Below are 14,198 nucleotides of genomic sequence, written 5' to 3'. Positions count from 1 at the left end.
CGGCGTGCTCAAGCGCGAACGGATCTACCGCACAACGTACCCGACACTCGATGCAGCAAGGGCCGATGTGTTCGAATACATCGAGCGGCGCCACAACCCAAGGATGCGGCGAAGGACTGTCAGGCAGGATTCGAAGTTTTCCTAAGCGGGTGCCTGGCCGCGCGACCTCGCAGGGTTTGCTTCCTGAAGCCGGGCGTGGCAATGGCCCTGCGCCGAGAGTAGGATTGAATCCTATTCGATAGTTCAGGTGGTCGCCATGCGTTCGACCCAGCAGTTCAGCATCACGCTCCCCAATGAGATGGCCGACTTGGTCAAGGCCAAGGTCGCTGCCGGCGAGTACGCGACGGAGAGCGAGGTGATCCGGGATGGCTTGCGCACGCTGTTGGCCCGCGATCGGGCAATGGAGGCGTGGTTGCGCGAGCAGGTGGTGCCGGTGGCCCAAGCCTTGAAGGACGCCCCGGGACGCGCGTTGTCAGTTGGCCAGGCCCGTGAGCACCTAACAGAGAAGCGCCGGCGCCGCGCATGAGCTACCGGGTCGAGTTCGCCCCGGAGGCGGTGGCCCAACTCGCTGCGATCGAGGAGTACATCATCAATGCCGGGGCACCTGCTTCGGCCGTCCGCTACGTCGACGCCATCGTCGCCTACTGCGAGAGCTTGGAGACGTTTCCGGAGCGGGGAACAAAGCGAGACGACCTGTTTCCGGGCCTTCGGATCACGAGTTACCGTGGCGCAGCTGTGATTGCGTTCCTTGTAGATGCCGAACGGGAAGTGGTCTCGATCCTCGGCGTGTTCTACGGCGGTCAGGACTATGAGGGGATGTGGTCGCTCGACGGCTAACGGCGGCAGTGTCATAGCAGCCCTGCGACCCAATGACACGGCCTGAGCGTCACCCGATAATCCGCGCTTCGCTGCCGACAGGCGGCTGAAGGACAATGCGCATGCACGCAGTGACCACCATGGAAGTGTTCCTGATCGCGATGGCGATCATCTTCTGTGCGCCGTTCCTGATCTGGCGCCTGGGGCGCACGGACTACTTCGCGCCGCTGGTCGTGGTGCAGATCCTCACCGGCATCGTGCTCGGGCCCGGCATCCTCGGGGCAGTATTCCCCGGCTACTACACCTTCGTGTTCCGGCCGGAGGTGGTGCAGATCCTCAACGGGCTGGGCGCCTGGGCGGTCATGCTGTTCGTGCTGATCGCGGGGATCGAGCTCGATCTGAGCAAGGCGTGGCTCAACCGCCGCGAGAGCGGCATCACCGCGGGCCTGGCGCTGGGCGTGCCGCTGGTGTTCGGCGCGCTGGCGGCCTTCGGGCTGCTGCGTTTTCCGGGCTGGATTGGCGCTGAGGGCGCGGACTGGCAGTTCGTCGTCGGCGTGGGCATGGCCTGCGCGGTGACGGCGTTGCCGATCCTGATCCTGCTGATGGAGAAGCTCGCCATCCTGCGCCAGCCGGTCGGGCAACGCATCCTGCGCTACGCCAGCCTCGACGACATCGCCATCTGGGGCGTGCTGGCCCTGGTGCTGCTCGACTGGGAGCGCATCGGGCGCCAGGTCGGCTTCCTGCTGGCGTTCGCGGTCGCCTGCGTGGTGTTCCGGCGCCTGATGCGGGCGATTCCCGAACGCGACCGCTGGTACGTGATGCTGATCTGGCTGGCCGTGTGCGCGTTCGGCGCCGACTGGTCGGGCCTGCACTACATGGTCGGCGCGTTCCTGGCGGGCGTGGTGATCGATGCGGACTGGTTCGATCAGCAGGACATGGATCGGCTGCGGCACAACGTGCTGCTGGTGATGATGCCCGTGTTCTTTCTCAGCACCGGCCTGCGCACCGAATGGAGCGTCGGCGGCGCCACGGTCTTCGTCGCCGCGTTGGTCCTGCTGGTGGCCTCGGTGGCGGGCAAGCTCGCTGGCGTGCATCTGGCCGGCCGCTTGCTCAAGTGGGCGCCCGGCGAAGCCTCGTTGATCGGCTGGCTGCTGCAGACCAAGGCGCTGATCATGATCATCTTCGCCAACATCCTGCTCGACAAGGCCATCATCTCGAGTGCGACGTTCACCGCGCTGCTGCTGATGGCGGTGATGAGCACGATGCTCACGATCCCGATGGCCACGCCGCGCCTGCGCGCGCTGGAGATGGGCAGGTAGGTGCCGAGGACCTCAGGCCGGCAGCCCGCCGGCCGCTGAACGCCGCCCCGCCGGGGTCTGGATTGCCGCGCAGGTGGGCGCATGATCGGTGACCGATACCGCGCGAGATCGAAGGAGGTTACGTATGCGCCGCCATTCCGCCCCATTCGCTGCCGCGCTGGTCGCCGCGCTGACGCTCGGTGCCTGCGCCAGCCCAGGGCTCCGCGACACCGAGAAGTACGCGCTCTACGACGCGCATGCCGGCGCGCCGGTCGACCATTTCCGCTACCTGGGCCAGATCAACGGTTGGACGCCGCTGGGCGACAGCGCGCTCGCGGTCTGGACGCGTCCGGGCGAGGCCTTTCTGCTCGACCTGTCGGGGCCGTGCCAGGATCTGGACTACACGCCGGCGATCGGGTTGACCAGCACCATGAGCCGGGTCGATGCGCGGTTCGACAAGGTGCTGGTGTACAGCCGCAGTGCGATCAGCATGCCCTGTCACATTCGGCAGATCCGGCCGCTCGACGTCAAGGCGGTGCGTGCGGCCGAAAAGCACAACCGCGAGGGCGGGCCCTCGCTCGACCGGCCGTCCGATACGTCGACGCCGGCCGCTCAGCCTTCCGATTCGGGCACGTAGCCCATCGGGCGGTCGGTCTGCCGCTCGAACAGATACTTGCGCATCTCGCCTTCGAGGAAGGCGCGGTGCTTGGGGTCGAGCGGCGAGAGCCGGTTCTCGTTGATCAGCATGGTCTGGTGCGCCAGCCAGCGCGCCCAGGCCGGCTTGCCGATGCTGGCGAAGACCTGCTTGCCCAGTTCGCCAGGCCAGGGGATGAAATCCAGGCCCTCGGTCTCGGTCTGGTCGTGGACGCAGTGGACGCGTCGGCTCATGTCAGTCCTCCAGCGCAACGCGCGGCGACAGCAGCAGCGTGCGGATCGGTGCGGGAATGCCGAGCGTCGCGAGTTCGTCGCGGGCCACCCAGCGCAGGTCGTCATTGTCGCGCACGGCGCGGCGCGGGGCGAGGCCGGCCCAGTGCAGCGGATGCAGTTGCAACCGGTAATGGGTGAAGCCGTGCTGCACGGTCTGCAGCCTGCGCGGCGCGTCGCGGTCGCCGGCGTCGATCACGTCCGGCGCATGCGCATCCAGCCAGGCCAGCGCGGCGTCGGCATCCTCGCCCTGCGGCAACGACCACAGCGCGGCCCACACCCCGGTCGGCGGCCGGCGGTGCAGCAGCACGCGGCCATCGCGGTCCTCGAGCAGCAGCACGGTCGCTTCGCGCTCAGGCAGTGTCTTGGTCGGCTTGGGTGTGGGCAGTTCCTCGACCCGGCCCTGGGCGAACGCCACGCAGTCGTCGTTGACCGGGCACAGCAGACAGGCCGGCGAATGGCGCGTGCACAGGGTGGCGCCGAAATCCATCTGCGCCTGGGTGTAATCGGCCATTCGCGCCTGCGGCAGCAGTGTGTCGGCGATCGCCCACAGCGTCTTCTCGACCTTGGGCAGGCCGGGCCAGCCGGAAACGCCATGGTGACGCGCGAGCACGCGCTTGACGTTGCCGTCGAGAATCGCGAAGCGGTCGCCCCAGGCCTGCGACAGGATTGCCGCCGCAGTGCTGCGGCCGATGCCGGGCAGTGCGAGCAGCGCGTCGAAGTCGCGCGGCAGCTCGCCGTCGTGCCGTTCGACGCAGGTCTGGGCGGCGGCCTGCAGGTTGCGCGCGCGGGCGTAGTAGCCCAGCCCCGACCACAGCGCGAGGACATCGTCGCGCGGGGCGGCGGCCAGCGCGCGCACGTCGGGCAGTGCGGCGACGAACCGTTCGAAGTACGGAATCACCACCCGCACCTGGGTCTGCTGCAGCATGATCTCCGACAGCCACACCCGGTACGGCGTGCGCGGATGCTGCCAGGGCAGGTCGTGGCGGCCGTGGACGTCGAACCAGGCCAGCAGGCGGGCAGCGTAGGACGTCGTCATCGCGCGTCGCCGTCATCGACGTCGATTTCGACGCCCTCGAGCGTCGCACCGGGCACCTCGAGGCGATCGATCCGCAGTTGCCCGCGCAGCGGCGGCAGCGGCGTGCCGCTGTCGAGCGCATCGAGCCAGCGCAGCACCTCGGGCACCCTTGCGCTGCCGTCGAAACGCGCGCCGGCATGGGCCACGCGCAGCGACAGCGGCGCGCCCAGCGTCGCAGGTCCGGTATAGCGGATCGAGAACGGCAGCGGGCCGTCGGCCTGCGACAACGGGGCCGGCAACGCGGGCCAGCCCGCCGGCCAATGCGCGATGCGGCCGTCGAGTGCGATCTCCAGCACGTCGTCGTGTGCGATGCGGCCACCGGCGGAGAAAGTCGGAACGACGCCGTCGGCGCGGGTCGCCAGCCCGATCGGCGCCAGGATCAGGCGTCCGTCCGCCAACGCCATCCGACCTTGCAGGCCGAACGCGAACGGCAGGTCGGTGCCTTCGGCACGCCAGCGCGCGTCCATCGCCACGCGCAGCGGCGCCAGCGTCAGGCCGGGCGCATCGGGCTCGACGCGTTTTGCGTCGAGCGCGAGCCGGGTGTCGAGCCGCCCGTCGCCGCCGTCGACCGACAGCGTGCCGCGCGCCTCGATGCGGGAGAAGTCGAGCGGACGGTCGGTGCGCAGCCACAGGCGGAACGGGATACGCAACGCATCGACGATCGCGGTGCCCGCAACCTGACCGGCCAATGCGCGCTCGGCGTGCAGCGACGGGACATCGAGGGCCAGCCCCTCGATACGCCAGCCCTCGGCGTCGAGCCTGCCGTCGCGCACGTGCAGGCCGTCGGTGAACGGGGGCAGGGCACCGTCGCCCGGCGGCCGCGTGTCGAGCCAGTGCAGCAGCATCGGCAGTTGCAGCTGTGGCCCGTCGAGTTCGACGCGTGCGATCTCCAGATCGGCGCCGCGGCTGCGGATGGTCTTCCACGGCAGCGCCAGCAGCACGCGTCGGGCCTGCAGCATCGGCGCCTGGGTGCCGGGGACGCGCACGGTCACGTCGTGGACCACCAGTTGCGGGGTGCCGCGCAGGCGGTAATCGACGGCGCCGTCGAAACGGATCGACAGGCCCAGCGCGGGCTCCAGCCGTGCGAGCGCCAGACGCAATGCGCGCTCGGGCGGCAGCAGCAGCCAGATCGCGGCAATGCCCGCCGCGAGCAGAACCGCGATGCCCATCAGCCATTTCAGCCCGCGCCGACGGCGGCGCGGCGGCACCGGCGCGGCCGGCGCCTGCCCCGAGGCGCTCACGTCCCGAGCGTCTCCGGCAGCATCGCGTCGACGAAGGCCTGGGCATCGAACACGCGCAGGTCCTCGGGGCGTTCGCCGATGCCGGCGAAGCGGATCGGGATGCCGAACTCGCGTGCCAGCGCGAACAGCACGCCGCCCTTGGCGGTACCGTCGAGCTTGGTCACGACTAGGCCGGTGACCTGGACCGCGGCATTGAACTGCCGCAACTGCGACAGCGCGTTCTGGCCGGTGGTGCCGTCGATGACCATCAGCACCTCATGCGGCGCGGCGGCATCGATCTTGCCGAGCACGCGGCGGATCTTGCCCAGCTCGCCCATCAGGCCTTGTTGGGTGTGCAGGCGGCCGGCGGTGTCGGCGATGAGGACATCGATGCCGCGCGACTTGGCGGCCTGCAGCGCATCGAACGCGACCGCGGCCGGGTCGGCGTCCTGGCCCTGGGCGACCACGGCGACGTTGTTGCGCTCGCCCCAGGCCTTGAGCTGGGCGACCGCGGCGGCGCGGAAGGTGTCGCCAGCGGCCAGCATCAGGCCGTGGCCCTCGTCCTTGAAACGCTTGGCGAGCTTGCCGATGGTCGTGGTCTTGCCCACGCCGTTGACGCCGACGGTAAGGATCACGAACGGCTTGGCGGCCCGGTCGATCGTCAGCGGCGTGGCGACCGGGGTCAGCATTGCGACCAGATCGGCGCGCAGCGCCTGCAGCAGCGCATTGGCGTCGGCGAACGCGCGCGCCTTCATGCGCTTGCGCAGGGATTCGACCAGCTCGGTGCTCGCCGCCACGCCGACATCGGCGGTCAGCAGCGCGGTCTCGATCTCGTCGAGCAGGTCGTCGTCGAGCTTGGGGTTGCGCGAGAACAGGCCGCCGAAACTGCGGGCGAAGGTGCTGCCGCTCAGCCGCTCGCGCCAGCCCGACTTGCCGGCCGCGGCGGCGGGCTTGGTCGCGAACACGACCTCGGCCATCGCCGCGGCCGGGTCGTAGATCGCAGGGCGCGGCGGCGGCGGTGGCGGCGTCACCGGCTCGGAAGTCGGCGCGAGCGCATCGGCGGCAGCGGGCGAGGCGGTCGGCGCGATCGGCGTCGCGGCCGGCGTCGAGGTCGCGGCAATCGAGGTGTCAGGTGCAGGCGTCGGTGCGGCAGGCGTGGCCGGGATGGGCGCCGACGGAGCCGCAGGCACTGCCACGGGCGCTGCCGCCGGCGCGGGCGCGACATCCGTGGAGGGCGTCGGGGCTTCAACCGGTGGCGTGGCCGTCGGCGCGCCGAACGCAGCGGCGATCTCCTCGTCGGTGAGGCGGCGCCGGCCGCCCTCGGATTGGGGTTTGTCGCGCTTGAACCAGCTGACCATGCGGCCGTCGGAGCCTGGATGGGGGAGAATGGCGCGCATGGTATCACCCGCATTTTCCACGCCCCGTGCAGCGGGGCGCCGATGAAACCGTCCTCCGGCAGGGTCCGCATCGTCGGCGGTCGCTGGCGCGGCACGCGGCTGGACGTGCCCGACGCGCCCGGTCTGCGTCCGACCGGCGACCGCGTGCGCGAGACCCTGTTCAACTGGCTGCAGCCGGCATTGCCGGGCGCGCGCGTGGTCGATGCGTTCGCCGGCACCGGTGCGCTCGGGCTGGAGGCGGTCTCGCGCGGGGCGCGCTCGGCGCTGTTGATCGAGCGCGACCCGGCCTTGGCCACCGCGTTGTCGGCGATCGCCGCCCGGTTGCCCGGCGGCGACGCGGTCGAGGTCCGTCGGGGCGACGCGTTGCCGCTGCTTGCGGCGCTGCCGGTGGCCGGATTCGATATCGCCTTCGTCGATCCGCCGTTCGCCGCCGACCTGTGGGCGCCGGCGCTGGCTGCGCTCGATGCCGCGCTCGCGCCTCAGGCCTGGCTGTATGTCGAGTCGCCGGTGGCACGGCCGGCGCAGCCGCCCGCCGGCTGGCGCCTGCATCGGGAACTGGCGACCCGCGAGGCGCATTGCGCGCTCTGGCGCCGCGACGGCTGAACCGCGCTCGGCGCTGCTACACTTTGCGCCCGCGCCACGCCGCACCCCTGCCTCCCGACAGCGAACGTCAGCCATGAGTGCGAGTCGCAAACGCATCGCGGTGTATCCGGGCACCTTCGACCCGATCACCAACGGCCATGTCGACCTGGTCGACCGGGCGGCGCCGTTGTTCGAACGCCTGATCGTGGGCGTGGCCGAAAGCCCGGCCAAGCGCCCGGCGATGTCGCTCGACGAGCGCGTGTCGCTGGCGCGCGAGGCGCTGGCCCACCACGACAATATCGAAGTGCTCGGCTTCGACTCGCTGCTTGCGCATTTCGTCGCGCAGGTCGAGGCTGGCGTGCTGCTGCGCGGCCTGCGCGCGGTGTCGGACTTCGAGTACGAGTTCCAGCTGGCGAGCATGAACCGGCACCTGATCCCCGAGGTCGAGACGCTGTTCCTTACGCCGGCCGAGCAGTACGGCTTCATCTCCTCCACGCTGGTGCGCGAGATCTCGCGCCTCGGCGGCGACGTGTCGGGGTTCGTGCCCGCCGCGGTCGATCGCGCACTGCGCAACCACTCGCAACGCTGACGTTGCCCATCCAAACGCAAGAGAAACAAGAGGGAATGCCATGAAGTCCATCACCCGCGCGCTGCTGATCGCCTGCCTGGTCCTGCCAGTCATGGCCTGTGGCAAGAAGGAAGAACCCCAGCAGGCGCAGGCCGCGCCGGTCGCGGCCCCGACCACCGAGGACAAGGCGGCGTGGAATGCCTACCTCAACGAGGTCGCCAGCCGCCACATGGAAGGCATCAACAACTCGCCCTACGTCTACCTGGTGCCGCCGCCGCCGGCCAACATGACCGAGGCGCCGCCCGCCGACGCCCAGGCCCCGGCCGACGGCGAGGCCTCGGACCTGTCCACCCCGGTCGACGGCAACTACGAGCGTCTGCTCGACAAGGCCAAGCTGGACGTGGCCCGCGGCATCGTGCGCGGCAACCTGCTGATCTACGCCGGGCTGAACTCGGCGCGCACCGCCGACCTGACCGTCGCCTCGTTCGAGGAAGTCGAGCCGGGCACGATGAAGGGTGTGCGCGTGCTGTTCATCGGCGAGGAAGCCGACAACGCCCGCGTCAAGGCCGCCGTCGAGCCGGCTGGCGTTGAGTACGTGTTCGTCGACACCGCCAAGTAAGCCTCGGGGCGCGGGCCCGGCCGGCGTTCCCGCGCCACACGACGCCGTCGTTGTCTTCCCGGCACGGCGGCGTCGCTGCTTCCGGGCCTGGCGAATACGCCACGCCCGTTGGGCGACCCGGTTCCAGCGATGGAACGCTGCGCGCCGCCGCACTCACTACAATGTGCGGATGTCCCTGAAGATCAATGCGCTCTGCGTCAACTGCGACGTCTGCGAGCCGGCGTGTCCGAACCAGGCGATTTCGCAGGGCGAAGAGATCTACGTGATCGATCCGGCGCGCTGCACCGAGTGCGTCGGACATTTCGACGAGCCGCAGTGCGTGGTCGTGTGCCCGGTGGAGTGCATCGATCCCGACCCCGACCTTCCCGAAACCCAGGCCGAGTTGCTGGCCAAGCTCGCGCGCCTGCAGCAGGAGTCGTCATGAGCCGTTTCCGTGTCCCCGCTGCCGGCCTGCCGGTGCTGCTGCTCTCGCTGCTGCTGTTGGCCGTCGCGCCGTCGTGCGCGCGCGACGTCCGCCCGCAGTCCGCACCGGTCGCGGCGCAGTCGCAGGCGACCCCGCCGGGCAACGCGGTCGCTTCGGCGCATGCGCTGGCCACCGAGGCCGGCCTGCAGGTGATGCGCGAAGGCGGTAACGCGTTCGACGCCGCGATCGCGACCTCGGCCGTGCTGTCGGTCGTCGAGCCGATCTCCTCGGGCCTGGGCGGCGGTGGTTTCTTCCTGCTGCACGATGCCGCCTCCGGGCGCGACGTGTTCATCGACGCGCGCGAGACCGCGCCGGCCAGCGCCCACCCCGATCGCTATCGGACCGCGGATGGCCAGTTCGACCGCGATCGTGCCGAGAACGGCCCCTGGTCGGCCGGCATTCCCGGCCTGCCGGCCGCGTTCGTGCACATCGCCGAGCGCTACGGCCGGCTGCCGTTGGCGCAGTCGCTGGCCCCGGCGATCCGGATCGCCGAGGACGGCTTCCCGGTCTATGCCCGGTTCGCGCGCGGCTACCAGTCGCGGCGCCAGGTCATGGAGCGGTACCCGGGCACGCGCGCGGTATTCCTGGCCGGCGGCCGAGCGCCGCAGGAGGGCGATCTGTTCCGCCAGCCGGAGCTGGCGCAGACGCTGCGGCTGCTCGCCGAGCGCGGGTTCGACGGCTTCTATCGCGGGCCGACCGGCGAGAAGCTGGTCGCCGGCGTGAACGCTGAGGGCGGGCAGTGGACTGCCGAGGACCTCGCCGGCTACCGCGTCGTCGAGCGGGCGCCGATCCGTTTCCGCTACCACGACTGGACGGTCACGACTGCACCGCCGCCATCGTCGGGCGGCATCGCGATGGCGCAGATGCTGCAGATCCTCGAGCCCTACGACCTGCCGGCGCTCGACGATGCCGCGCGTACGCATCTGGTCGTCGAGTCGATGCGCCGCGCGTTCCGCGACCGCACGTTCTACCTGGGCGATCCGGACTTCGTGAAGATTCCCGAGCGCACGCTGCTCAGCCGCGACTACGCCGCCGGGCTGCGTGCGACGATCAACCCGGTCAAGGCCACGCCCAGCGACCTGCTCTCGGGCGATCCCACGCCGCTGGAGGACGAGGAGACCACGCACTTCTCGATCGTCGATGCCGCCGGCAACCGCGCCGCGGTCACCCAGACAGTGAATCTGCTGTTCGGCAGCGGCCTGGTCGCGCCCGGCACCGGGGTGCTGCTCAACAACGAGATGGATGACTTCGCGCTGCAGCCCGGCGTGCCCAACGCGTTCGGGGTCATGGGCTTCGATGCCAATGCGCCGCGGCCGGGCAAGCGTCCGCTGAGCTCGATGACGCCGACCTTCCTCGAATCGCCCGACCGCGTCGCGGTGCTGGGCACGCCCGGCGGCAGCCGGATCATCACGATGGTGCTGCTGGGCGTACTCGGCTACGACGCCGGACTCGACGCCCAGGCCGTCGCGGCGCTGCCGCGCTATCACCACCAGTGGATGCCCGACACAATCTCGGCCGAGTCCGATACATTCTCCGCCGACACCGCGGCGCGGCTGCGCGCGATGGGCCACACCGTCGACCTGCCAGGCGATCGCGCCGCCGGAGGACGGGGTTCGAGCCACGTCTGGGGTAACCTGCAGACCGTGCTGTGGAACCGCGTCAACGGCACGCTGACCGGCGGCAGCGACCCGCGCAATCCGGTGGGCGCGGCGAAGGTCGAGCCGGCGGCGAACGGCGGCAGGGCGCGTACGGACCTCACACGAGCCAAGGAAGCGAACACGATGGAGCACGCACGATGACCCCGCGCATCTCGCTATTGATCGCATCGCTGCATGTCGTGCTGTACGTCGTGCTGTCGGTGCGGGTGGCGCTGCACCGCGGCAGTGCCAAGGTCGGCATCGGCACCGGCGGCGACCCGGTCCTGGCGCGCAAGATCCGCGTGCAGGCCAACTTCGGCGAGTACGTGCCGCTGGCGCTGTTGATGCTGGCGCTGCTCGAACTCGCCGCGTTCGACACCCGGCTGCTGTGGACCCTGGGCTTGGCGCTGTTGCTGGCGCGCGTGCTGCACGCCGTCGGGCTCGGCGGCTCGGCCGGCTATTCGATTGGCCGCTTCGGTGGCGCGATGCTGACCTTCGCGCTGCTGCTGACGATGGCCGGGCTCGGCATCTGGCGCTTCATCGCGGTCGCGACGCTGGCCTGACGAGCACGGCCGCGGGGCCGCGCGGCCTTGACGACGACGGATGGCGGCCGTGATCAGCCGGCCGCTGGGTCGCGTCGCGCATGGATCACCAGGCGCAGGTGACGTTCCTCGTCGATCGTCAGCATCGTGTGCTCGAAGACGGCCGGCGCGCCGTCCACGCACAGCCGGCGCTCCCCGTTGCAGGGTGCGCCGGCATCGTGGTGCGCCCACCAGGCCGCGAACGCCGGCGATGCCCGGCGCAGGGACTCGACCAGGGCCTGGGCGTCGGCATCCTGCGCGCCGCGGGCATGGTCGCGGCGAAAGCTCGAGAGCATGGCGCGCGCCTGGATGTCCCAGTCGACGATGCGCGTGCGCATGCGCTCATCGGTGAACAGCAACCAGAGCAGGTTGCGGCGTTCGGGCGGATGCGTACCGAAGCCGAACAGCGCATCGGCCGGCGCATTGAACGCCAGCACGTCCCAGCGCAGGTTGAGCACATGCGCCGCGTGCGGGGCGAGATCGTCCATCAAGCGCCGGACCAGCGGCGGAACCTGGCAGAACGTGCGCCCGGGTTCGGCCGGCGGCCGCGCGTGCGCGAGCAGGTAGAGGTGGCGACGCTCGGCGGCATCGAGCCGCAGCACCCGTGCCAGGTTGTCGAGGAACGTCGACGAAACACCGATGTCGCGTCCTTGTTCGAGCCACGTGTACCAGCTCAGGCCCACACCCGCGAGCGCGGCAACCTCTTCGCGGCGTAGGCCCGGTGTGCGCCGACGGCCGCCGTTCTGCAGGCCGACATCGGTCGGCGACAGGCGCGCGCGGCAGGTCCGCAGGAAGCTCGACAGTTCGGGGCGGGCGCGTTGCAGGCGACTCATCGATCGGGCATCGGTTGCTTCAAGTAACACCATAAACCGACAAATTGTAACCGGATTCGGGCGGCGCCAGACTCCGGTTCCCTTGTTCGGACCTTCGTCATGCCCGATTGCCGCGCCGCTGCGTCACCGCCCGTTCCCAATGCCGCCGATGTGGCCGTCACGGCCCGCCCGCCCTGGCTGGGCTTGGCCGTGCTGCTGCTCGCAGGCTTTGTGACGATCTTCGATCTGTTCGTGGTCAATGTCGCGATCCCGTCGATGCAGGCCACGCTGGACGCGAGCCTGGCGCAGGTGGGATTGGTGGTCGCCGGGTACGAGCTCGCGTTTGGCGTGTTGCTGATCGCAGGCGGCCGGCTCGGCGACCGCCATGGCCGTCGCCGACTGTTCGTGGTCGGCATGGCGGGATTCGCGCTGGCCTCGGCGTTGTGCGGACTTGCGCCCGATGCCGGCGTCCTGATTGCCGCGCGGGTGCTGCAGGGGCTGGCGGCGGCGTTGCTGTTCCCGCAGGTCTACGCCTCGATCCGCGTGCATTTCCAGGGGGCCGCCGCCCGCCGTGCGTTCGGTCTGCTCGGTATGACCCTGGGTCTGGCCGCGATCGCCGGCCAGGTGTTGGGCGGCTGGCTGGTGCATGCCGACATCGCCGGGCTGGGCTGGCGCACGATCTTCCTGATCAATGTCCCGATCGGCGTGCTGGCGATCGCGATGGCGCGCCTGGTGCCCGAATCGCGCGCGCCCGAGCGCCCGACCCTCGATTGGGGCGGCGTGGCCCTGGTCGGTGCCGGGCTGGGGTTGTTGCTGGTGCCGTTGCTCGAAGGGCCCGCGCACGGTTGGCCGGCCTGGATGCGGATCGCGCTGGTGGCCGGTGCTGTCCTGCTGGCCGTGTTCGCGCGACAGCAGGTCCGGCGCCGTCTGCGCGGTCAGGACCCGTTGGTGGACATGCGTTTGCTGTGCGATCGGCAGTTCGCCATCGGCGGTGTCCTGGTGCTGCTGGTCTACTCGACCTCGAGTTCGTTCTTCCTGTGCTTTGCGTTGCTCGTGCAGTCGGGCTTCGGACTCGACCCGTTGGCGGCCGGGCTGTTGTTCGCGCCGTGCAGCGTCGGCTTCGTGTTGGCGTCGCTGTCGGCGCCGCGGCTGGTGGCCCGCTTCGGCCCGGGGGCGCTCGCGGTCGCGGCGGTGGTCTATGCCGTCTCGCTCGCCTGGCTCGTCGGCCAGGTGTACAGCGCCGGCGGGGCGCTGTCGCCTGCGCACCTAGTGCCGACGCTGGTCGTCGTCGGCGCTGCGCAGGGGCTGATCATGACGCCGCTGCTCAATCTCGTACTCGGCACCGTCGATGCGGCGCGCGCGGGCATGGCCTCGGGCGTGGTCTCGACGTTGCAGCAGGTCGGCGCGGCGTTCGGCGTGGCGATCGTCGGCATGGTGTTCGGCGCGGCGCTGTCGGGCGCCGTCGGCGACGACCTGCGTGCGCATTACGCCAATGCCTTCGTCGCCGGCATGGCCTGCAACGTCGCGGCGGCGTGTGTCGCGGCGCTGCTGCTGCGCCTTCTGGCGCGCAGCAGCGGGCAGGGCGGCGGGACGCTGCCATCGAGGGCTTGATGGGCGATGTCGCGGCGCTGCCGTCGCGACGGTCGGTCGCGCGGCAGGTCGTGCGTGCGTCGCCGAGTCGACGCATGCGTCATTCGCTCGCTATTGACGCGCGGCGGTCTAGCTTCGCATTCGACCGATAGAGGCGAGGCCGGCATGTTCACTGTGATCCGTGTGGCGCCGGATCGGATCGACGTCGAGATCGACGGCCGGTTCGATCGGGAGACGATGGCGGGACTGATCGATGCGTTCGTCGAGGGCGCGGACGGCATCGAGGGCGGCGCGCTGCTCTATCGCGTGCGCAACGTCGACCTGCCGTCTTTCGGTGCGGTCGCAGTCGAGTTTTCGCGGTTGCCGGCGTTGCTGCGCGCGGTGCGGCGTTTCGACCGCATCGCGGTGATCGCCGAATCGCTGTGGATCCGCCGCCTGTCGGAACTGGAAGGGCTGCTGTTGCCGGGCGTCGAGGTCCGCGGCTTTACACCGGAATGTGCCGGCGACGGCCAGGCGTGGTTGCGGGCGCGCTGAGCGGACGCCACGCAACGCACGTCGATGGCGCACCGCAGCAAGCATGTTCGGCGACAAATGGCTACAGTGCCTGCACCGC

At 70.4% G+C, this 14,198-nt stretch carries 17 protein-coding genes and 1 pseudogene; 13 read left to right on the top strand and 5 right to left on the bottom strand.

The genetic code is table 11. The features are described 5' to 3' along the window. The 5 genes and pseudogenes from ABE505_RS04625 to ABE505_RS04605 form a co-directional block, all read left to right on the top strand. Positions 1–145, top strand: a pseudogene (locus ABE505_RS04625) (IS3 family transposase); the annotation flags it as partial. A 111-nt stretch (positions 146–256) separates the two neighbouring features. Further along, positions 257–526: a type II toxin-antitoxin system ParD family antitoxin gene (locus ABE505_RS04620; protein WP_346443825.1), complete on the top strand. Its 270-nt coding sequence runs from the start codon at positions 257–259 to the stop codon at positions 524–526. Continuing rightward, positions 523–837, top strand: a complete 315-nt coding sequence (locus ABE505_RS04615; RefSeq protein ID WP_346443823.1) for a type II toxin-antitoxin system RelE/ParE family toxin — start codon at positions 523–525, stop codon at positions 835–837. The genes ABE505_RS04620 and ABE505_RS04615 overlap by 4 nt, the downstream gene beginning before the upstream one ends. A gap of 101 nt (positions 838–938) precedes the next feature. After that, the gene (locus tag ABE505_RS04610; protein ID WP_346443822.1) at positions 939–2,135 is read left to right on the top strand and encodes a cation:proton antiporter; all 1,197 of its coding nucleotides are present in this window, start codon (positions 939–941) and stop codon (positions 2,133–2,135) included. 124 nt (positions 2,136–2,259) lie between these two features. Beyond that, positions 2,260–2,751 (top strand): DUF6491 family protein, encoded by a 492-nt coding sequence (locus ABE505_RS04605; protein ID WP_346443821.1) that lies wholly within the window; start codon positions 2,260–2,262, stop codon positions 2,749–2,751. Here ABE505_RS04605 and ABE505_RS04600 read toward each other — a convergent pair. The 4 genes from ABE505_RS04600 to ftsY are packed head-to-tail and all read right to left on the bottom strand — an operon-like array spanning position 2,727 to position 6,694. Next, the gene (locus ABE505_RS04600) at positions 2,727–3,002 is read right to left on the bottom strand and encodes an oxidative damage protection protein (RefSeq protein WP_346443819.1); all 276 of its coding nucleotides are present in this window, start codon (positions 3,000–3,002) and stop codon (positions 2,727–2,729) included. The genes ABE505_RS04605 and ABE505_RS04600 overlap by 25 nt on opposite strands. Position 3,003: 1 nt before the next feature. Then, the gene (gene mutY / locus ABE505_RS04595; RefSeq protein ID WP_346443818.1) at positions 3,004–4,077 is read right to left on the bottom strand and encodes an A/G-specific adenine glycosylase; all 1,074 of its coding nucleotides are present in this window, start codon (positions 4,075–4,077) and stop codon (positions 3,004–3,006) included. Continuing rightward, positions 4,074–5,357 (bottom strand): hypothetical protein, encoded by a 1,284-nt coding sequence (locus ABE505_RS04590; protein ID WP_346443817.1) that lies wholly within the window; start codon positions 5,355–5,357, stop codon positions 4,074–4,076. The genes mutY and ABE505_RS04590 overlap by 4 nt, the downstream gene beginning before the upstream one ends. Further along, complete coding sequence (ftsY, locus tag ABE505_RS04585; protein WP_346443838.1) at positions 5,354–6,694, bottom strand: signal recognition particle-docking protein FtsY; 1,341 nt, start codon at positions 6,692–6,694, stop codon at positions 5,354–5,356. The genes ABE505_RS04590 and ftsY overlap by 4 nt, the downstream gene beginning before the upstream one ends. A gap of 81 nt (positions 6,695–6,775) precedes the next feature. Between ftsY and rsmD the strand changes: the two genes are divergently transcribed. The 6 genes from rsmD to ABE505_RS04555 all read left to right on the top strand — a co-directional run bounded on the left by rsmD (position 6,776) and on the right by ABE505_RS04555 (position 11,165). Then, entirely contained in the window at positions 6,776–7,336 is a 561-nt protein-coding gene (gene rsmD, locus ABE505_RS04580) for a 16S rRNA (guanine(966)-N(2))-methyltransferase RsmD (protein WP_346443815.1), read from the top strand. A gap of 73 nt (positions 7,337–7,409) precedes the next feature. Next, positions 7,410–7,904: a pantetheine-phosphate adenylyltransferase gene (gene coaD, locus ABE505_RS04575; protein WP_346443814.1), complete on the top strand. Its 495-nt coding sequence runs from the start codon at positions 7,410–7,412 to the stop codon at positions 7,902–7,904. A 40-nt stretch (positions 7,905–7,944) separates the two neighbouring features. Next, positions 7,945–8,502 (top strand): hypothetical protein, encoded by a 558-nt coding sequence (locus ABE505_RS04570; protein ID WP_346443813.1) that lies wholly within the window; start codon positions 7,945–7,947, stop codon positions 8,500–8,502. 169 nt (positions 8,503–8,671) lie between these two features. After that, the gene (locus ABE505_RS04565; RefSeq protein ID WP_183425916.1) at positions 8,672–8,926 is read left to right on the top strand and encodes a YfhL family 4Fe-4S dicluster ferredoxin; all 255 of its coding nucleotides are present in this window, start codon (positions 8,672–8,674) and stop codon (positions 8,924–8,926) included. After that, positions 8,923–10,764 (top strand): gamma-glutamyltransferase, encoded by a 1,842-nt coding sequence (gene ggt, locus ABE505_RS04560; RefSeq protein WP_346443811.1) that lies wholly within the window; start codon positions 8,923–8,925, stop codon positions 10,762–10,764. Before ABE505_RS04565 ends, ggt begins: the two co-directional genes overlap by 4 nt. Next, the gene (locus ABE505_RS04555) at positions 10,761–11,165 is read left to right on the top strand and encodes an MAPEG family protein (protein ID WP_346443810.1); all 405 of its coding nucleotides are present in this window, start codon (positions 10,761–10,763) and stop codon (positions 11,163–11,165) included. The genes ggt and ABE505_RS04555 overlap by 4 nt, the downstream gene beginning before the upstream one ends. A gap of 53 nt (positions 11,166–11,218) precedes the next feature. Here ABE505_RS04555 and ABE505_RS04550 read toward each other — a convergent pair whose 3' ends face one another. Continuing rightward, positions 11,219–12,016 (bottom strand): helix-turn-helix transcriptional regulator, encoded by a 798-nt coding sequence (locus ABE505_RS04550; RefSeq protein WP_346443808.1) that lies wholly within the window; start codon positions 12,014–12,016, stop codon positions 11,219–11,221. 99 nt (positions 12,017–12,115) lie between these two features. Here ABE505_RS04550 and ABE505_RS04545 point away from each other — a divergent pair, with 99 nt between their 5' ends. Continuing rightward, positions 12,116–13,606 carry an MFS transporter gene (locus ABE505_RS04545; RefSeq protein WP_346443807.1) on the top strand — a complete coding sequence of 497 codons (1,491 nt, stop codon included), beginning with the start codon at positions 12,116–12,118 and terminating at the stop codon, positions 13,604–13,606. 144 nt (positions 13,607–13,750) lie between these two features. Further along, positions 13,751–14,119, top strand: a complete 369-nt coding sequence (locus ABE505_RS04540; protein ID WP_346443806.1) for an STAS/SEC14 domain-containing protein — start codon at positions 13,751–13,753, stop codon at positions 14,117–14,119. The last annotated feature ends 79 nt before the right edge of the window (positions 14,120–14,198 follow it).

Source organism: Luteimonas sp. TWI382 (assembly GCF_039674545.1).
Taxonomy (GTDB): domain Bacteria; phylum Pseudomonadota; class Gammaproteobacteria; order Xanthomonadales; family Xanthomonadaceae; genus Luteimonas.
The sequence above is the reverse complement of the archived record's forward strand: the minus strand, read 5'-3'. Positions and strand labels throughout refer to the sequence as shown.